12 protein-coding genes are annotated in these 19934 nt (G+C 58.2%); 6 read left to right on the forward strand and 6 right to left on the reverse strand.

Features of this window, described 5'->3' with window-relative positions:
* Nucleotides 1-32 precede the first annotated feature (32 nt).
* Nucleotides 33-224, reverse strand: coding sequence for a hypothetical protein (locus ACSQ36_RS18030; protein ID WP_213768757.1), 192 nt, complete (start codon nucleotides 222-224; stop codon nucleotides 33-35).
* A gap of 323 nt (nucleotides 225-547) precedes the next feature.
* Between ACSQ36_RS18030 and ACSQ36_RS18035 the strand changes: the two genes are divergently transcribed.
* Nucleotides 548-4147: an indolepyruvate ferredoxin oxidoreductase family protein gene (locus ACSQ36_RS18035; protein WP_436182870.1), complete on the forward strand. Its 3600-nt coding sequence runs from the start codon at nucleotides 548-550 to the stop codon at nucleotides 4145-4147.
* A 9-nt stretch (nucleotides 4148-4156) separates the two neighbouring features.
* Here the strand turns inward: ACSQ36_RS18035 and ACSQ36_RS18040 are convergent.
* A protein-coding gene (locus tag ACSQ36_RS18040) for an IS3 family transposase (RefSeq protein ID WP_436182871.1) occupies nucleotides 4157-5334 on the reverse strand; the annotation gives its coding sequence in 2 pieces (ribosomal slippage) (nucleotides 4157-5067 and nucleotides 5067-5334; 1179 coding nt in all).
* 234 nt (nucleotides 5335-5568) lie between these two features.
* Here ACSQ36_RS18040 and ACSQ36_RS18045 point away from each other — a divergent pair.
* Nucleotides 5569-6792, forward strand: coding sequence for an ISL3 family transposase (locus tag ACSQ36_RS18045; RefSeq protein ID WP_436182872.1), 1224 nt, complete (start codon nucleotides 5569-5571; stop codon nucleotides 6790-6792).
* A gap of 105 nt (nucleotides 6793-6897) precedes the next feature.
* On the opposite strand, the gene ACSQ36_RS18050 is transcribed toward ACSQ36_RS18045, so the two are convergent.
* The 3 genes from ACSQ36_RS18050 to ACSQ36_RS18060 all read right to left on the reverse strand — a co-directional run bounded on the left by ACSQ36_RS18050 (nucleotide 6898) and on the right by ACSQ36_RS18060 (nucleotide 14792).
* Nucleotides 6898-7530 carry a C40 family peptidase gene (locus tag ACSQ36_RS18050; protein WP_436182873.1) on the reverse strand — a complete coding sequence of 211 codons (633 nt, stop codon included), beginning with the start codon at nucleotides 7528-7530 and terminating at the stop codon, nucleotides 6898-6900.
* Nucleotides 7531-8236: 706 nt separating this feature from the next.
* Nucleotides 8237-12166: an ESPR-type extended signal peptide-containing protein gene (locus ACSQ36_RS18055; protein ID WP_436182874.1), complete on the reverse strand. Its 3930-nt coding sequence runs from the start codon at nucleotides 12164-12166 to the stop codon at nucleotides 8237-8239.
* A gap of 337 nt (nucleotides 12167-12503) precedes the next feature.
* Nucleotides 12504-14792, reverse strand: a complete 2289-nt coding sequence (locus ACSQ36_RS18060) for an NADP-dependent malic enzyme (protein ID WP_436182875.1) — start codon at nucleotides 14790-14792, stop codon at nucleotides 12504-12506.
* 516 nt (nucleotides 14793-15308) lie between these two features.
* Between ACSQ36_RS18060 and ACSQ36_RS18065 the strand changes: the two genes are divergently transcribed.
* Nucleotides 15309-15995, forward strand: coding sequence for an orotate phosphoribosyltransferase (locus tag ACSQ36_RS18065; protein WP_213768753.1), 687 nt, complete (start codon nucleotides 15309-15311; stop codon nucleotides 15993-15995).
* Nucleotides 15996-16082: 87 nt separating this feature from the next.
* Here ACSQ36_RS18065 and ACSQ36_RS18070 read toward each other — a convergent pair whose 3' ends face one another.
* Nucleotides 16083-16787 carry a response regulator gene (locus ACSQ36_RS18070; RefSeq protein WP_213768752.1) on the reverse strand — a complete coding sequence of 235 codons (705 nt, stop codon included), beginning with the start codon at nucleotides 16785-16787 and terminating at the stop codon, nucleotides 16083-16085.
* A gap of 283 nt (nucleotides 16788-17070) precedes the next feature.
* Between ACSQ36_RS18070 and ACSQ36_RS18075 the strand changes: the two genes are divergently transcribed.
* The 3 genes from ACSQ36_RS18075 to argC all read left to right on the forward strand — a co-directional run bounded on the left by ACSQ36_RS18075 (nucleotide 17071) and on the right by argC (nucleotide 19545).
* A complete protein-coding gene (locus tag ACSQ36_RS18075) occupies nucleotides 17071-17712 on the forward strand; it encodes a YbhB/YbcL family Raf kinase inhibitor-like protein (protein WP_436183210.1) in 642 nt (213 codons plus the stop codon).
* 162 nt (nucleotides 17713-17874) lie between these two features.
* On the forward strand, nucleotides 17875-18441 hold the full coding sequence (locus tag ACSQ36_RS18080) for a flavodoxin family protein (RefSeq protein WP_213768751.1): 567 nt from the start codon (nucleotides 17875-17877) through the stop codon (nucleotides 18439-18441).
* A 150-nt stretch (nucleotides 18442-18591) separates the two neighbouring features.
* On the forward strand, nucleotides 18592-19545 hold the full coding sequence (gene argC, locus ACSQ36_RS18085) for an N-acetyl-gamma-glutamyl-phosphate reductase (protein WP_436182876.1): 954 nt from the start codon (nucleotides 18592-18594) through the stop codon (nucleotides 19543-19545).
* Nucleotides 19546-19934 lie beyond the last annotated feature (389 nt).

A 19934-nucleotide genomic window follows, 5' to 3' on the forward strand; every position in this document is an offset into this window, starting at 1 on the left:
GAGTTCACCGGCCGTTCACGCCATCCAAACTTTCAAGCGTCAGCGTCGTCCTTGTTTTCCGCCGTCTGCTTGCTCGAAACCTGTTCAACCCGAACCTGTGACATTCGCGGAATGCCGGAGATCGTAGCCTCCGATCCAGCCGGGTTGCCAACGCGAACCGGCGCGTTCATCGCAAAAAATGCTGCGGAAACCATCAAAAAGCTCTGGATGTATCGTTGTTTCACTGCTTCCTCCTTCAACTGCGTGCATCGGTGTGTCCAGCAATCGCGCACATTCGTGTTCTTCCTGCCGGCAAAGCCGACACGAATGTGCATCGATCGCGGGTTTGAATGCTCTCGACGCGAGCGGTTCCCCGCCGCTCCCGAAATCCGGCCGTTTTTACACGTCGTAACACCTGTGCAATGTTGAAATTACTTTTCAGCGGGTTTTTACCAGTGCTGAAAAAAAATCAAAACGGGCACACTCAAAATCCCGGCCGACGCATCCACAAGACGCGAAGGCCCTAAAGTGCTTTGGCGATCCCAAACGTTGGCGGAGAGACCCCACAATGAATGCCCCCCTGGACGCGGAACAACAAGCTTCCCTAGAAGCCGCGCTAAATTCCGTCACGCTCGACGACAAATACACCCTGGAACGCGGTCGCGCGTACATGAGCGGCATACAGGCGCTGGTTCGGCTGCCGATGCTGCAACAACAACGCGATCATGCCGCGGGACTCAATACCGCCGGTTTCATTTCCGGCTATCGCGGTTCTCCGCTCGGCGCACTCGATCAACATCTGTGGAAAGCGAAGAAACACCTCGCTTCGCGTCAGGTCGTGTTCCAGCCCGGCGTGAATGAAGACCTCGCGGCGACCGCCGTGTGGGGCTCGCAACAGGTCAATCTTTATCCGAGCGCCAAATACGACGGCGTGTTCTCGATGTGGTACGGCAAAGGGCCGGGCGTCGACAGAACCGGCGATGTGTTCAAGCATGGCAATTCAGCGGGTTCATCGGCGCATGGCGGTGTGCTCGTGCTCGCCGGCGACGATCACGCCGCCAAATCGTCCACGCTTGCGCACCAGTCGGAACACATTTTCAAGGCGTGCGGGCTGCCGGTGCTGTTTCCATCGAATGTGCAGGAATATCTGGACTTCGGCCTGCATGGCTGGGCCATGAGCCGTTACTCCGGCCTCTGGGTCGCGATGAAATGCGTGACCGATGTGGTGGAATCGTCGGCTTCTGTCGATATCGATCCGCATCGTACGCAAATTGTCCTGCCAACCGATTTCGCGATGCCTGATGGCGGCCTCAACATCCGCTGGCCCGACCCGCCCTTGGTTCAGGAAGCACGGCTGCTCGACTACAAGTGGTACGCGGCCCTCGCCTACGTGCGTGCAAACAAGCTGGATCGGATCGAGATTGAATCGCCGCATGCGCGCTTCGGGATCATGACGGCGGGAAAGGCGTATCTCGATGTTCGTCAGGCTTTATCGGACCTCGGTCTCGACGATGAAACCTGCGCGCGCATCGGCATTCGTCTGTACAAGGTCGGTTGCGTGTGGCCGCTCGAAGCGCAGGGCGCGCATGCATTTGCACATGGGTTGCAGGAGATTCTGGTCGTCGAAGAAAAACGCCAGATCCTGGAGTACGCGATCAAGGAAGAGCTTTATAACTGGCCCGATGCACAACGCCCTCGCGTGTTCGGCAAGTTCGACGAGAAGGATGGCGCAGGCGGCGAATGGTCCGTGCCGATGGGCAACTGGCTGCTGCCGGCGCACTACGAGTTGTCGCCGGCGATTATCGCGAAGGCGATTGCCACGCGGCTCGACAAGTTCGATCTTCCCGCCGATGTCCGCGCGCGCATCGCGACGCGTATCGCGGTGATTGAAGCGAAGGAAAGAGCGCTGGCGCGGCCGCGCGTTGAAGCGGAGCGCAAGCCGTGGTTCTGCTCGGGCTGTCCGCACAATACATCGACGAATGTGCCTGAAGGTTCGCGCGCGCTTGCCGGTATCGGTTGCCATTACATGACCGTGTGGATGGACCGCAGCACGAGCACGTTCAGCCAGATGGGCGGTGAAGGCGTGGCGTGGATCGGCCAGGCGCCGTTCACCAACGACAAACACGTGTTCGCCAATCTCGGCGATGGCACGTATTTCCACTCCGGGCTGCTCGCGATCCGCGCAGCGATCGCGTCGAAGACGAACATCACGTACAAGATCCTCTACAACGACGCCGTGGCCATGACCGGTGGTCAGCCTGTAGACGGCGTACTCACCGTGCCGCAAATCACGCATCAGCTCGCGGCCGAAGGCGCGACGAAGATCGTGATCGTCACCGATGAACCCGAAAAATATCAGGCGAATGTGGGGCTGGCGCCGGGTATCGATGTATTTCATCGCGAGAAGCTCGATGAAGTCCAGCGTGCCCTGCGTGAAATTGCCGGCACAACGATCCTGATTTACGACCAGACCTGCGCAACCGAAAAGCGTCGGCGCAGGAAACGCGGCGCGTACCCCGATCCGGCGAAGCGCGTGGTCATCAACGAAGCCGTCTGCGAAGGTTGTGGCGATTGCTCGGTGAAATCGAATTGCCTGTCGGTCGAACCACTCGACACTGAATACGGCACGAAACGCCAGATCAACCAGTCGACCTGCAACAAGGACTACTCGTGCGTAAACGGGTTCTGCCCGAGCTTCGTCACGGTTGAAGGCGGACAACTTCGCAAGCCGAAGGTATCGAGTATTTCCGGCGATGCAATGCCGCCTGTTCCCACGCCCGAGCTACCGCTGATCGACCGGCCATACGGCATTTTGGTCACCGGCGTCGGCGGTACAGGCGTTGTGACGATCGGCGCTTTGCTCGGCATGGCGTCGCATCTGGAACAAAAAGGCGTAACCGTCCTCGATGTCACCGGCCTCGCGCAAAAAGGCGGCGCCGTGATGAGCCACGTGCAGATCGCCACGCATCCCGGCGATATCCACGCCACGCGCATCGCGATGGGCGAAGCAGATCTGGTGATTGGTTGCGATCCTATCGTGACAGCCAGCGACGAATGCGGCTCGCGGATGCAACCCGGCCACACGCGCGTGGTGGTGAACAGCGCTGAAACGCCGACGGCCGAGTTCATCAAGAACCCCAACTGGCGTTTTCCCGGCGCGAGCGCGGAAGCGGATATCCGCACAGCCGCTGGCGAACACGTTGCGCTCGTCGATGCAAATCGCTTCGCCGTCGCTCTACTCGGCGATGCCATCTACACCAATCCGTTCGTGCTGGGTTTTGCGTGGCAACGCGGCTGGGTGCCGTTACGACATGAATCGTTGGTTCGCGCGATTGAATTGAATGCAGTGCAGGTCGAAAAGAATCTCGCGGCGTTCGAATGGGGTCGCCACGCCGCTCACGATCTCGAGGGCGTCACGCGGCTTGTCGGCGCGCAAGGTCGTGGCGGGATATCGTCGGGATCGGAAGGCGGCAGCAAGATCATCTCGCTGCATACGCCGAAGGCGCTGGACACGCTGATTGAAAAGCGCATCACCTATCTCACCGACTACCAGAACGAAGCGTACGCCGCGCGTTACGCTCAGCTCGTGGCCGAAGTGCGTAAGGCGGAAGCCTTAATCGGTCTGGGCGATGGCCAGTACGCATTGACTGAAGCCGTTGCTAAAAATCTGCACAAGCTGATGGCGTACAAGGACGAGTATGAAGTCGCGCGTCTTTATGCCGATCCGGTGTTTGTCGAACGGTTGAAGGGCAGCTTCGAAGGTGACTGGAAAGTGAAATTCCACCTCGCGCCGCCCATGCTCTCAAAGAAGGACGCGCACGGGCATCTGATCAAGAAGCAGTACGGCCCGTGGGTCTTATCCGCCATGAAGGTTTTAGCGAAGATGAAGTTCCTGCGCGGTACATCGTTCGATATCTTCGGCAAGACCGAAGAACGGAAGATGGAACGGGCGCTGATTGCGGATTACGAGGCGCTGGTGAAGGAGTTGATCGGTGGATTGACAGCGGAGAAGTTGCCGCTGGCAATAGAACTCGCAAGCCTGCCGGATTCGATGCGCGGTTACGGTCACGTGAAAGATAACAACGTGAACGCAGCTCGTATCAAATGGAATGCGCTGCTCGCGCGGTGGCGTGCGCCGGCAGGTGGCGAAGCCCGACAAGTAGCATAGGTGTAGTGGTCAAGTTATTTCGGACAGACCGATAGGTTCTTTTACTGTCAGTTTTGCCTCATAGGCAGCGGGCGACAGATAACCCAAAGTCGAGTGCAAGCGCACGGCATTGTAGAAACTGACGATGTACTGGTTGATATCGCGCCGTGCCTCTTCGTGGTTGGCGTATCGGCGCTGCCAAACACGCTCCATCTTCAGGTTCAGGAAGAATCTCTCCATCACTGAATTGTCCCAGCAATTTCCCTTGCGGCTCATACTGCAAATCACATGATGCTGCTTAAGTAAGGCTTGGTATTCATCACTCGCGTATTGGCTACCCCGGTCGGAATGCAGTACCAGTCCCGGTGCTGGGCAGCGCTGCTGCAGCGCCATGTTCAAGGCCGATATCACTAGCCCGGCTGGCATAGTGGGCGCCATGGACCAGCCAACCACCTTGCGTGAGTACAGGTCCAGCACGACCGCCAGATACAGCCAGCCTTGGGCCGTACGGATATATGTGATATCCGAAACCCACGCGCGATTGGGCTCGGCCACGTCAAACTGACGGTCGAGCACATTCGCGGCCACAGGTAACGTATGTCTGCTGTCGGTGGTCGACACGAACTTGCGCTTCCAGCTCGTGCGCAGGCTCGCTTCGCGCATCAGCGTACGCACCCGATGGCGCCCGATACGTAGCCCTTGCTCACGCAGCGCATGCATCACGCGCCGGCTGCCGTAGCTCGCGCCGCTGGCGGCGAATACCGCCTTGACGTGAGTCTGTTCTTGCAGACGCTTTACGCTCGGCCTGGCACGCCGGTGCGCGTAGTAGCCAGAGCGGCTCACCTGCAAAACCCGACAGGCGTCACTGACCGATACGGCCTCCTGTTGCAAGTGGGCTACCACGCGGTAACTCACCTCAGTTCCCGTGCAAAGAAGGCCGATGCTTTTTTTAGCAGCGTATTGTCCTCGCGCAGTTGCCGGTTCTCCATCTCAAGCTGGCGAATACGCTGCTGCTCGGCCGTCAGTGGCTTGCCCACACCGGCCCCTCCGCTGGACTCGGCATCGTACTGCGCCACCCAGCGACGCACAGCTGTCTCACCAAGTTCCATCGACCGGCAAACCTCGCTCAGCGATAGCCCTTGGTCTCGTATCATCCTCACCACTTCCAGCTTGAAGCTGGCGTCAAATTGTCGGCGCCTTCTTGTCATCTAGCTCAATTCCTCATCGATTTCAGGATTGTCCTCCTATCGACTTGTCCGAGGAAATTAGACCACCACATAGGTTCTTAGCGGCCTCTTTCGAATTTCGAGTGGGTGTACTGCCGGGTCAAGCGCGGGCGCAAGCCCGGCGAAGCGAACGCTTGACGCGTGTAGGGGAAGTAAGCTGATGCAGGGCTGGTTGCGGCAGAATGCGGCAACCAGCCCTGCAAGACTAAGCGAACTATGACGAACCAAACTCAGCTGTTTGAAGCCGCCTTGGGAATCAAGGCACCGTGGTATGTGCAAGGTGTCGATTTCGGCACGGAGCTGACGATTGCCGTGGACTTTGTCGCGGGCAGCCGGTTTGCCTATCCCGGGGTACCGGGCGAACACCCGGTGCACGACACGGTCATCAAACGGCTGCGGCACCTTAACTTTTTCCAATTCGACTGTTATCTGGAGGTGCGCGTGCCGCGTGTACGCCTGCCGGACGGCACGGTGCGGCTCGTGGAGCCTGACTGGATGGGCAAGCTGGATGGCTTTACGCTGCTGTTTGAAGCGCTCGTGCTGACGCTGTGCCGGGAGATGACATTTGCGGCGGTGGCTCGTCTGGTGAACCTGTCGTGGCATCGCGTGAAGGCCATCTGTGATCGTTACGTGGATCTGGCCGTGGCCGCGACTGACTTGTCCGAGCTCGCCGCGGTGGCCATTGACGAAACCTCGTGCCGACGGGGCCACGACTATGTCTCGCTCGTCGCTGACATGGACGGCAGGCGCGTGGTCTTCGTCACGCCCGGCAAGGATGCAGGCGTCGTCGAACGCTTTGCCAATCACCTGGAGCAACACAACGCAACGCCTGCGCAGATCAAATCGGTCAGCATCGACATGTCGCCCGCCTTCATCAAGGGCGTGGACGAGCATCTGCCCGATGCGCGTGTGACGTTCGACAAGTTTCATGTGGTGGCGCACGCGTCCAAAGCACTCGATGGTGTGCGCCGCGAGCAGCAGAAGACCGATCCTGCACTGAAGGGCATGCGCTGGTCGCTGCTGAAAGATGCTGACAAGCTGAATCTCGCGCAGCTGACCGATCTCGAGGGGCTGATCAGCCAGTACACCACCAACCGTACCGCCCGTGCCTGGATGTACCGCGAGCAGCTGCGCGAGATTCTCGATCGCAAGCAGATCCATGTGCTCTCCAGGATGTTGCGCCGGTGGTGTACCGGCGTCATGCGTTCCAAGGTTGAACCGATGAAGGACGTCGCGCGATTGATTCGCCGACACTTCGACGGCATCGTCGCGTGGGCCCAGACGCGCCAGACCAACGGCTTCATTGAAGCGATCAACGGCCTGTTTCAAGCGGCCAAGCGCAAGGCGCGCGGATACGCCAGCTTCAAAACCATGCGAACCGTGCTGTTCCTCATCGCCGGCAAGCTCGACTTCTCGGCCTTCAATCCGCATGCCTCGTGAGCCGCATTACCCACTGCATTTTTGAAAGAGCCTCTTAGCGCAACTCACGCAAAAACAAAAACGCCCGATGTTGTCATCGGGCGTTTTGTCTTATCAGGCTGCAAGTCATGCAACCATTCGTCGTGCGCCATAGTATCGCGATGTCCAATAAGCACTTCTCATCGATTCAATACGAATGAACGCTCCCGTCTTCGGTGCGTGAATAAACTGATGCTCACCGACATAAATGCCAACGTGAGTCGCTTCACCTCGAGGCGTATTGAAAAATACGAGATCGCCAGGATGCAAATCCGTCTGCGCAATCGGCTTGCCTTTCCTGCTGATTTGCGCCGATAGCCGCGGCAACAATATACCTGCAGCCTTCTCGTAGACGTAACGCACGAAGCCACTGCAATCGAGCCCTTCCTCGGGCGTATTGCCGCCCCACAGGTAACGAATGCCGATCATCGTTTCCGCCTCTTCCAGAACGCCTGAAACCCTGTCCCTGTCCCCGTTACCAACCGCATTGCTGGCTAGTTCCTGAGTTTTCCGGGCCGCGTCCTGAAGCGAGACTGGATCATAATTCAGCACAGCGCCATCGAGTGAAGCAGGTTCGCCCGCTTCAATGGCGCCCGTCACTGTGTGTTTGCTGGCGTCCATGTCAGGCGTCTCTGCGTGTACCGATGCCGACGCGCTCGCGAACACAAATGCGCTGAACGCCGTTGCCAGCAGATTATTCAGCCGAGTTTGGAACGACAAAGTTCTGGTGCTTTCGCTCGTACCATGTCGCCGGGAATTGTGAGCGATATCCAGATTAAGTTCATCCCACATCATCGTAGCGCCCACATTCTTAAATCCGTCGGGCCAGCCGTCTTTAACGGACCTGCCAAAGGAATAGCCTTGTTTCGCTGAAACAATCTATAACCACCGACTTCTTTTTGACCAACGACATCACGCTTTACAGCGACTTCGCTCAGTATCGATTTATATTGCCTCTTCATAATTGATACGCATTCCTAATATATTGCTTGATTTTTTAAACTACAGCGGATTCAACATATTTTGGAAACCGCACCGAATTGTGGCTAATGCGCCGATCCGCAGAATACGGAGAAATGTGCGTCCAGCAGGGACTGGGCAATCAATATCTGACCGATAGCGGAACTGAAGGCGAGACACGTGGACGCTGGCATGTCTCGCTTTGTCACAATCTCACTTCAGAGGCTATTTTATTGGGACTTCATGGGAATACTGATAGGCGCGCTCCTAAATCAAATAGTGTCGTCGAATACGATCTATTGAACTTCGGCCCTGGGGTGGCGTCCGCGGCCTGGATGAGCACGCACGCCCGCGTCACTATTCGGCGTGACCGATATTGATCGTTTCTGAAATGCTTTATGCAAGTAAAAAAGGCGATCCGAACATCCGGATCGCCTTTCATTGTTGCCCTACAACCAGCTCAAACTCAGAACTCGTAGCCCACCTGAGCCCGCGCGCCTGTATCGCCATGAGGCGTTACCGACAACGCGCCGTTGATCAACCACGCGCCATCACGCGACCGATACGTTGCGCCCGCACCCACTGCGCCATAGCCCTTGTAGTTAGCCACACCCACGGCTACCACGGTCTTGCCCGGCTCGCGCGGCGAAAGGCTAGGCATGGCCATGGCTGAAGCCACGCCGCCGAACGCGCTACGTTGCAACGCCGACAAACTCTGGCCCACGTCGTTACGCAACTCGTTGACCTGATTCATGTTGGCTGCGTCAGTGCCGTTTTGCCCCGGCGCCACGTTCGTGATGCGACGCTCGTTGCCAGCCGAACCCACTGACGCCGTATTGTCTTCATCAGCAACCGAGTTGGCGCCCAAAGCGACGGAATTGTTCCCCGAAGCGTGCGAATTTGCGCCAATCGCGACAGCATCGGTGCCTGTTGCGGTGGGTGCCTGGGACGCCGCGACCGACGAATTGATTGCGATAAACGGGCTTCCCGTACCGGAAATGTTGTTGACTACATTTTCAAACGTGTCAACGCGGGCATTCGTCGCGTTCAGCTGCGCCCCGTTCACGGCGTCCGTGCTGGTGGCCGAGAGCTCGCCAGCCTTCACGTTCGTCAACTGGACAGCGTTCGCATCGGTTCCGTCAGCGGCTGCGGTACCGCCGAGCGTCACCTTGTTATGCGCGTCCGAGTCATAGCTGACCGCGTTTTTAGTTGCGGCTGTAACGTCCGCGATGGCGTTCGAATTTGCGGTCGTGCGCCCATCGAGATTGGCGATTGCAGTGCCAACGTCATGCACGTCCGTTCCACCGACGCTGTAGGTTGGCGCCGTGATACCGCCATTTGCATCGACACCCGCGCCACCACCGAGAGCCGCTGCCGTCGACGCTGCCGTGTTGTACAACTGCGAGCCATTGACCGCATCGGTGCTGGCCGCGGCAACACTTCCGGCAGCTATGCCCGTGATCTTGCGCGCGCCTGAAGTGCCGGCCACGTTGACCTCGTTGCCATTCGTGTTCCCGCCGACCGAGATGACGCCGGTAGTCGCATCCTGGCTTACGTAAGCGTCGCCGCCGTTCGTAATGTTACTGATGGTCTTGTTAATGTTCGTAATGTCAGCGGTATTCTGATTCGTCTTGGCATCGACCGCGAAAAGCTGTGCGCCGTTGACCGCTTCATTGCTGGTCGCAGTCATTGCACCAGCAGCTACGCCAGAGATTGTCACGGCGCCGCCGGCGGTGCTGACCAGTGCGATTTTGTCGTGCGCCGGGCTGTCGTAGTTTACCGAATCAGCGAATGCGGGGATGTTTTGCGTCGCTTCAAATAATTGCGAGCCGTTGACCGCGTCCTTGCTGGTAGCGCTGACTTCGCCGTTAGCTACGTTATGGATCTGCGTGCCGTTCGAGCCTTTCAGCGTGACTGAATTCTGCGTGCTGTCGTCATACGCGACGAACGAGTTGGTCACGTTGCCGCTTGTGTCGACTGTTGCGCCTGCGTCCGTCAATTGCTTGAGGTTGACTGCGTCCATATCGACGGTGCCGGCCGCTACGTTATGAATCTGTGTGCCGTTCGAGCCTTTTAGCGTGACTGAGTCTTTCGCGCTGCCGTCGTAGGCGACGAATGCGTTGGTCACGTTTCCGCTTGTATCGACTGTTGCGCCCGCGTCCGTCAATTGCTTGAGGTTGACTGCGTCCATATCGACAGTGCCGGCCGCTACGTTATGAATCTGCGTGCCGTTCGACCCTTTCAGCGTCACGGAGTCTTTCGCGCTGCCGTCGTAGGCGACGAATGCGTTCGTCACGTTTCCGCTTGTGTCGACTGTTGCGCCCGCGTCCGTCAATTGCTTGAGGTTGACTGCGTCCATATCGACAGTGCCGGCCGCTACGTTATGAATCTGTGTGCCGTTCGAGCCTTTCAGCGTGACTGAGTCTTTCGTCGTGCCGTCGTAGGCGACGAACGCATTTGTCACTGCGCCAGTCGAGTCCACGATCGCACCCGCATCCGTCAACTGCTTGACGTTCACCGCGTCCTGATCAGCCGTGCCGGCCGCGAGGTTGTGGATTTGCGTACCGTCAGTGCCTTTCAGCGTAACCGAATCTTTCGTCGTGCCGTCGTAGGCGACGAACGCATTTGTCACTGCGCCAGTCGAGTCCACAATCGCACCCGCATCCGTCAACTGCTTGACGTTCACTGCGTCTTTGTCGGCCGTGCCGGCAGCGACGTTGTGGATCTGCGTGCCATCGGTGCCTTTCAGGGTGACCGAATCCTTGGTCGTGCCGTCGTACGCCACGAACGCATTTGTCACTGCGCCAGTCGAGTCCACGATCGCGCCGGCATCCGTCAACTGCTTGACGTTCACTGCGTCTTGATCAGCGGTACCCGCCGCGACCTTGTGAATCTGCGTGCCGTTCGAGCCTTTCAGCGTAACCGAATCTTTCGTCGTGCCGTCGTAGGCGACGAACGCGTTAGTCACTGCGCCGGTCGAGTCCACGATCGCGCCGGCATCCGTCAACTGCTTCACGTTCACTGCGTCTTGATCAGCCGTGCCGGCGGCGACCTTATGAATCTGCGTGCCCGCCGTACCCTTCAGCGTTACTGAATCTTTCGCGCTGCCATCGTAGGCCACGAATGCGTTCGTTACGGAACCCGTGGAATCCACCACTGCGCCTGCGTCCGTCAATTGCTTCACATTGACTGCATCTTGCGCGTCTACGCCTGCAGCGACGTTTTTGATTTTCGTACCACCAGAGCCGCCCAGCGAAACGACGCTCTCGGTCTTGTCCGTGTAGGCGACGAACGCGTTTGTCACAACGCCCGTCGTGTCGACGATCAGGCCGGCGTCGGTCAACTGTTGAAAGTTGACGGCGTCTGTGGCCGCCGTCGCGGGAGCGAGATTATGGATCTGCGTGCCATTGCTGCCAGCGAGCGTGATCGAACTGGAAACGCCGTCGTACATGACCGCGTTCTGCAGACGCGTGTCCAGCGCGCTAATCGCCTGGCCAATGCCCTGCTCATCCGACCCATTCACTGAATACGTGGGCGTTGTTATTGATCCGTCCGAGTTGATTTCCGATGTGCCACCCAGTCCGTCCACGATATTCTGGATTTGCGACATGTTCACAGCGTCAGTCGGTTTTGTGCCATTCGATACCTGCGTAATTACACGGGTCGTACCATTGCCGCCGACTGAGAACGAATTGACCCGGTTGGCTACCGAGTTAGCACCAATTGCGACAGAATTTAACGCCTGCACTGACGCATTCGATCCGATCGCGACACCCGCTGTGGCTGCGCCCTGAGTGTTGGTGACGCTGGATTTGCTACCGATAGCCACAGACGATGGCGCCGCGCTCACCGTCCCCGAGATATTCACAGAATCGGGCGATGCCGATGTTTTGATTCCGGCATATGGGTTGAAAGAAAACGAGTTCGCCGAAGTCTGAACCGAGCCGCCAGCAGGGGCGAAAAATACCGACGCAGTCGAACCAGCGTCAATAGAAGCAACCGCCACCTGGCCGGTTGTTCCGGCCGGGACTCCTGCATTCCCCATCAAAATAGAGTTAGTCGCAGCGTTCGAAACACTTCCACCAATGCTGATCGCGCCGTCTGCCGTGCTCGCTGCCGTGTCGCCGATAGCAATCGCGTCCTTGGTCTTGCTCGTCGCCGTCGCGCCTGAACCGATCGCGATGTCAGTTGCATTCGTTGCAGTAGCTGCGCCGTTGCCGGTATAAGACGTTCCGTTTCCACCAGCGATCGCCACACCCGCAGCACTCAACCCCACCGCCAGCAACACCGCCCGCGCCACCTTCCCACCGCCCTTCCCGCGCCCGCGACACAATTCCGACGCCGCGACCCAAGCACCGAGAGCCTCGCTCCAAACTGATTTAAAAACCTTGTTCATACTGAATACCTGCAAAGAGTTGTGCGGAATATGTCTGACGCGAAACAAATCTGCGAAACAATTTGTCTTGGCGAACAGGTAAGTGAAACGATCCGCGACTCTACTCAGCACAACTTGGCATTCGAATCAGATTTGTCTGAATAACAAAGGCATCGTTGTATGCACCACACCCTTTCTATCTCTTTAAAAATTCACCAAGCGCCGTTAGCGCATTTGCGCTAGATGTGGCGGGGACATGCGCAAAAAAAAAGCGGCGACCGATATCCTCGGTCACCGCTTCGTCCACGCCTCAGTCAACCGTCATCCAATAGTCAGGACGACGGATTAATTCATCTGCTTACGCCTCGTTACTTACCGCCTTCACTCGCGCGTTCGCCGATGCCACCGCCGTCATGTTGATGATCCGCCGCACGGTCGCCGCCGGCGTGAGAATGTGCACCGGCTTGTCCGCGCCCAACAGGAACGGCCCAACCGTCACGCCTTCACCGCTCACCATCTTGAGCAGGTTGTACGTGATATTCGCCGCTTCCACGTTCGGCATGATCAGCAGATTGGCCTCGCCCGTCAGCTTCGACGCCGGGAATGCAGCCTTGCGCACGACCTCCGACAAGGCTGCATCGCCGTGCATTTCGCCCTCCACTTCCAGATCCGGCGCACGCTCGGCGATCAGCTTTCGAGCCTCGGCCATGCGCTTCGATGAAGCCGTCGGCACGCTGCCGAAGTTCGAGTTCGACAGCAACGCCACCTTCGGCGCGATCCCGAACTTCTCGATTTCGCGCGCCGCCAGAATGGTCATATCGGCGAGTTGGGTGGGCGTTGGGATCTCGTTGACGTAGGTATCGCTGATAAAGAGATTGCGTCCCTGCAGCATCAGCAGATTCATCGCGGCGAAGTTCTCCACGCCCTCCGCCTTGCCCAACACTTGCTCAATGAATTTGAGATGATCGTGATACGTGTCGATCATGCCGCAGATCATGCCGTCGGCATCGCCGAGACGCACCAGCAGCGCGCCAATCAATGTGTTGAACTTGCGCAGCGCGGCCTTTGCGTTGTCCGGCGTCACGCCCTCGCGTGCAGCGATGGTGTGATATTCCTGCCAACATTTCTGGTAACGCGGATCGTCTTCCGGATTCACGATCTCGAAATCGGTGCCGGGCTTCAGCTTCGAGCCCATCTTCTGCAAGCGCATTTCCACCACCGCCGGCCGCCCGATGATGATCGGCTTCGCGATCTTCTCCAGCAGCACGAATTGCGCAGCGCGCAGCACGCGCTCGTCCTCACCTTCGGCGAACACAATGCGCGCGGGCGCCGACTTGGCCGCCGCGAACACCGGCCGCATCACCATGCCCGTGCGATAAACCGTCGTGCCCAGCTCTTCGCGATACGCGTCCATGTCATGGATCGGACGCGTCGCCACGCCCGAATCCATCGCGGCTTGAGCAACAGCCGGCGCAATCTTGATGATGAGACGCGGATCAAACGGCTTCGGAATCAGGTAGTCCGGACCAAACTCAAGCGAATGGCCTTCGTACGCCTTGGCAACTTCATCGCCTTGATCGGTCTCTTCGGCCAATTCCGCGATCGCGCGCACGCACGCGAGCTTCATCTCTTCGGTGATCGTGGTCGCGCCCACATCCAGCGCGCCGCGGAAGATGAACGGGAAGCACAGCACGTTGTTGACCTGGTTCGGATAGTCCGACCGGCCAGTGGCAATAATCGCGTCCGGGCGCACCTTCTTCGCTTCCTCCGGACGGATTTCCGGCTCGGGATTGGCAAGCGCGAGGATCAGCGGCTGCGTGCCCATGACCTTGACCATTTCCGGCTTGAGCACGCCAGCGCTCGAACAGCCGAGGAATACGTCGGCCTTGTCGATGGCATCGGCGAGCGTGCGGTCCGTCGTATTCGCGGCGTACCGTTCCTTCGATGGATCCAGGTTGCCGCGTCCTTCGTAGATCACGCCTTTCGAATCGCAGACCAGGATGTTCGACTTCTTGAGCCCGAGGTGGACGAGCAAATCGAGACACGCGATCGCAGCCGCGCCCGCGCCGGAACAGACCAGCTTCACTTCGTCCAGCTTCTTGCCGACCACTTTCAAGCCGTTGAGAATCGCCGCCGATGCAATGATCGCCGTGCCGTGCTGGTCATCGTGGAAGACGGGGATCTTCATGCGCTCGCGCAGCTTCTTCTCGATGTAGAAGCACTCTGGCGCCTTGATGTCTTCCAGGTTGATGCCGCCGAGCGTGGGTTCGAGCATGGCGATGGCATCGACCAGCTTGTCCGGATCGGTCTCGGCGAGCTCGATATCGAACACGTCGATACCCGCAAACTTCTTGAAGAGACAGCCCTTGCCTTCCATCACCGGCTTGGCGGCGAGCGGTCCGATGTTGCCGAGACCGAGCACAGCCGTGCCGTTGGTCACCACGCCGACCAGGTTGCCGCGCGAGGTGTATTTCTGGGCATCGAGCGGATCGTCGAAGATTGCCATGCAGGCAGCGGCCACGCCGGGCGAGTAAGCCAGCGACAAATCCAGCTGGTTGGACAAGGGCTTAGTCGGCGTGACCGAGATCTTGCCGGGCTTCGGATACTGGTGATAGGCGAGGGCGCTGAGCTTCAGTTGTTCGTCCATGATTGGCCTGAGACGTTTAGGAAAATGGGCGGAAAATGGGTGAGACGGAGGGCTAGGACACTGCGCTCGCGACGGTCAAATCTCGTTAAGGATCGAAATGGATTTTGGCCATCCGGCCGGTCTTGATGACAAGCGCGCACGCCAACAGTGAACTATCTGGCCTTAGCATTTTTCGGGGATAAATAGTGTACACCGTGCGTTTAAATTGACGCATAGCACCATTTTCGACAGAAAGAACGCTTAAGCACGCCAAAGCGCTCGCACCGATTGCTCGGCAGGTCCCGAATAAGAAGACAATTCCGGCAACGAACGGCGCTTTCACGTTTCGTTCGCGTGTCGTCCACGTTTCGTCCGTGTCTTGTCAGTCGGGTAAAATCCCGGCCTGTGCGCGCATCGAACGCCGTCGACATCTGCTCAACCGGACACCGCCGCTGCGCCAAGTGCCTTTGGTCACCGTCGCTTGATTACGGGCCAAAACGGGCTCCACGCGCCAACTCAAAATGCAAGGATTCGCCCATGACAGGCTTCGACCGCCAGACGATCTCCGACACCACCGCCAAGATGCTGCTCGAAGTCCAGGCCGTGCATTTCAACGCGGACAAACCGTACATTTTCACGTCGGGATGGGCGAGCCCGGTTTATATCGACTGCCGCAAGCTGATCTCGTATCCGCGCGTACGACGCGCCCTGATGGAGATGGCCGAGACCACGATCCTTCGCGATATCGGCTATGAGCAGATCGACGCAGTCGCAGGCGGTGAAACGGCCGGCATCCCGTTTGCCGCCTGGCTGTCCGACCGGCTGATGGTGCCCATGCAATATGTGCGCAAGAAGCCGAAGGGTTTCGGCCGGAACGCGCAAATTGAAGGGTTGTTGACCGAAGGCCAGCGCGTACTGCTAGTGGAAGACCTGACCACCGACAGCCGTAGCAAGATCAATTTCATCAACGCGCTGCGCACGGCCGGCGCGACGGTAAATCACTGCTTCGTGCTGTTTCACTACAACATCTTCAAGGAAAGCGTCTCGGTGCTGAAAGATATCGACGTGGAATTGCACGCGCTCGCCACATGGTGGGATGTGCTGCGCGTCGCGAAGGAAGCGGGCTATTTCGAGACAAAGACGCTGGATGAAGTCGAGAAATTCCTGCATGCGCCGGCACAATGGTCGGCGGCGCACGGCGGCGTAACAGCATCACCGCAATAATCGCCTGATAGGGAATTTTCATGTAATTAAAAAAGCCGCCCGTTTTTATGAACGAGCGGCTTTTTTATGCAACAACACAAATTACAATTACGTATTCAGGGGAATAGTGTCGTCGAGATTCCCATCGCCCACATAAGCCGAAAGATTCAATAATCCATTACTCTGGGCATATTGAAACAATTCAGAATCCCGCTCAATTCCAAGCTTGCGCATGGCGGTATTCTTTTGCGTACTGATCGTTTTAATACTGCGTTTCAACTGCGCGGCAATTTCAGTAATTGTCATGCCGGACACGAATAAACGCACCACTTCCAGCTCCCGCTTCGACAACACCACGTCGCGCTGCTGGCCGCTCGCCGACAAGCCCATGCTGTCGAGCGCCAGACGCACCGACGGCCCAATATATTCCTGTCCGCGCATCACGTGGACGATGGCCAGTCCGATGTGGCTCAAATCGTCAGACTTATTGATCACGGCCGTCACACCGACCTCACGCAAGCGTTTCAGGAGCGCGGGATTTTCGAGCATGGTCAGCACGACGATACGCACCGTCGGAAACTGACGCCCGATATAACCCAGCAATGGCATGCCGTCGCCATATTGGCCACCCGGCATGGCAAGGTCCGACACGACCACGTCGCAGGGCGATTTCTGCAAAAGCTGAATCAATTCCGTCGATTGACGCGCTTGCCCAACCACCTCGATCTCGGGAAACTTCAATAGCGCCTGCGCGGCGCCAAACAGAATGACAGGATGGTCATCGGCGATAATGACTTTTATCCGTTGACCCATTATTTACCCCTCGCTCGTAAATGAACAAATCCCTCGCGCATTATAGGCAATGTGCTCTTACTCATTACATTGGCCCTTCAGCCGGGAGAGCGAAATTGCGGCTAAACCCGAAGTCACGGTGTTGACCCTTGCTGAGTCTTCTTTTGAACATTTGAAAAATTTTGTCCTTTCCCGCGATGTTAAACTTGAATCCAGCTCTAAGCCAATTTCTGAGACAAAATACATCGTTACAGTGGGTGAAACGCCAGATTTTGGCCGCGCCCGTGACCGGAGAACTTGCACCATGCGCTTGGGGATCGGGCTTGTGGTTTGTGCTGTGTACCGCGCTGTTGATTGGCGTCCCGTCAGGTTCCGAATTTTCCGCCGCGCGGCGCTGCTACCAGTTTTCTGCGTCGCGATAGTATCAAATGCATCGCGTGCGGTCGCTGAAGTTATCGCCACAGCCCCTTTCACGTTGACAAGTACGGATCTCCGCCCGAACCAGCCCGTGCAGCTCGCGCTCGTGTTCGACCAGAACGACTGCAAAGGCGGCAACCGTTCGCCGCAACTGTCATGGCGCGGCGCGCCGGCCAGCACACAAAGTTTCGCCGTCACCATCTTCGACCCGGACGCGCCTGGCCGCGGCTGGTGGCACTGGGCCGTCGCGGGCATTCCCGCGAACGTCTCACAATTACCGTCCAACGCAAGCGCCTCAGGTGTCTTACGAAAAATGGGAGCGGTGGAATCGCGCAATGACTTCGATATTGACGGTTATGCGGGCCCCTGTCCGCCGCCGGGTAAACCGCACCACTACGTCATCACGGTCTACGCGCTCAACAGCAGCGACTTGCGCCTGCGCCAAAGCAGCCCTTCGCTCATGTTCGAGCACGAAATCCGAACTACAACCATCGCCAGCGCGCAACTCGTTGTTACGTACGGGCGCTGAACGGCCTTTATGGCACGTCAGCAGGTCGAATTTGGCTTTGCTAGACTCGCCGGTGAACTATCACCGGCGTCTTTTTTTGCAGCCGGCCAAGTTATCGCGAAGATGCGTGGTTCCGGTTGTTCTTGCGCAACCCGCGGCGTTGTGTCGCATACGGGGAATGAAATGCCGAAAATCGTTATCGTTTATCACAGCGGCTACGGCCATACGAAAAAACTCGCGGAAGCCGTGCTCACCGGCACGATCGACGCCGGCGCGGACGCGAAGCTGCTTGCCGTCGGCGAGCTGGATGATGCTGGCTGGGCCGAGCTCGATGCCGCGGACGCCATCATCTTCGGTGCGCCCACGTACATGGGCGGCCCGTCAGCCGATTTCAAGAAATTCGCCGATGCCAGCTCCAAACCGTGGTTCGCGCAATCGTGGAAGGACAAGATCGCGGCCGGGTTCACGAACTCGGCGACCATGAACGGCGACAAACATTCGACCATTGCGTACTTCGTCACGCTCGCGATGCAGCACGGCATGATCTGGACCGGCACGGGCATGATGCCGTCGAACACGAAGGCGGCCACGCGCAACGACCTGAACTTCGTCGGGGGCTTTTCGGGCTTGCTGGCGCAATCGCCGGCGGATGCATCGCCTGACGAAGCCCCGCCGCCCGGCGATCTGGAGACGGCCAAAGTGTTCGGTGCAAGGATCGCGGCCGTGGCGGCGCGGTGGAACGCAAAGTAGTTTTTTCAGCGGCGGTGCAACGTTTTTTTAGGCCGATCGGCTGATGTGCCCGGCAATGCCATCGCGTTGTCGCGGAAGCGCATTAAAATGGCGTTTTGACCGCGCTCGGGCACCATGCCCTCCGTGCGCGACCGACCCAGCGAGATCGAGATGACCACGAAAGTATTTGTCGACGGACAGGAAGGCACCACCGGCCTGAAGATTTTCGAATATCTGTCCGAGCGGCGTGACGTCGAGGTGTTGCGTATCGAGGAAGCGCGGCGCAAGGACGTGGAGGAACGCCGGCGGCTGATCAATGCGTCGGACGTTACGTTCCTTTGCCTGCCGGACGTCGCTTCGCGCGAATCGGTTTCGCTGGTGAACGCGGACAATCACCGTACGGTGGTGATCGACGCCAGCACGGCGTTCCGCACGCATGACGACTGGGCATATGGCCTTCCCGAACTCATGCCGGCGCAGCGCGAGCGTTTGCGCACGGCGAAGCGCATCGCGGTGCCGGGTTGTCACGCGTCGGCGTTCCTGCTGGCAATGAAGCCCTTGGTGGCAGGCGGTCTTGTTTCCGCCGATTTCCCCGCGCACGCGTATTCCATCACCGGGTACAGCGGTGGTGGCAAGAAAATGATCGCGGACTACGAAGCGGGCGGGAATCCTCGGCTCGACAGCCCGCGGCCTTACGCACTGGGGCTTGCCCACAAGCATCTGCCGGAAATGGCGGTGCGCTCGGGACTGAAGCACCCGCCGGTGTTCACGCCTATTGTCGGCAACTTCCTGAAGGGCCTCGCCGTCACCACGTACTTCTCGCCGAATCAACTGTCGCGCACCGCCAAGCCGCAAGACGTGCAGGCGTTGTTTGCCGAGTACTACGCGAACGAACCGTTCGTGCGCGTGTTGCCGTTCAATGCGGACAGCAATCTCGACGACGGCTTCTTCGACGTCCAGGCTTGCAACGACACCAACCGGGTCGAGCTGTTCGTGTTCGGCAGCGACGAGCGGTTTGTCGCCGTTGCCCGGCTGGACAACCTGGGCAAAGGTGCGTCCGGCGCGGCGATCCAGTGCATGAACCTGGCAATCGGCGCCGATGAAGAATCGGGGCTGTCGCGCTAAGCCAGCCAATCGACTCCGGGAAAATCTGAGCGCGCCAGGCGCTCGACCTGGCTAAAAGCCGGTTTCCGCCATTGTGCGAAACCGGCTTTTTCACACCTGCATTTTTATTCACTCGATCAGCGTCCCGGCCTGGTCTTCAAATCTCCACCTCGTAAATTCCACGCGGGTCAAACAGAACTTCCGTCGCGGTTTCATAGGGATTCTCCCAATTTATTTACGAACGTTCGTTCGTGGATGATTACGCGTTTTCGCGCTCAAACTTTCTTCGTTTCGCACTGCAACTAAATATATTTTCTCCAATTTACCTTGTGGAAAAAATTTTGTTTCAATGCGCCGTCTGCGCCTTATCAGTCAAGGCATCGCCGGAACCCTGCTGTTTGAATCGGCGT

It is taken from the genome of Caballeronia sp. LjRoot34 (assembly GCF_964253815.1).
Classification (GTDB): domain Bacteria; phylum Pseudomonadota; class Gammaproteobacteria; order Burkholderiales; family Burkholderiaceae; genus Caballeronia.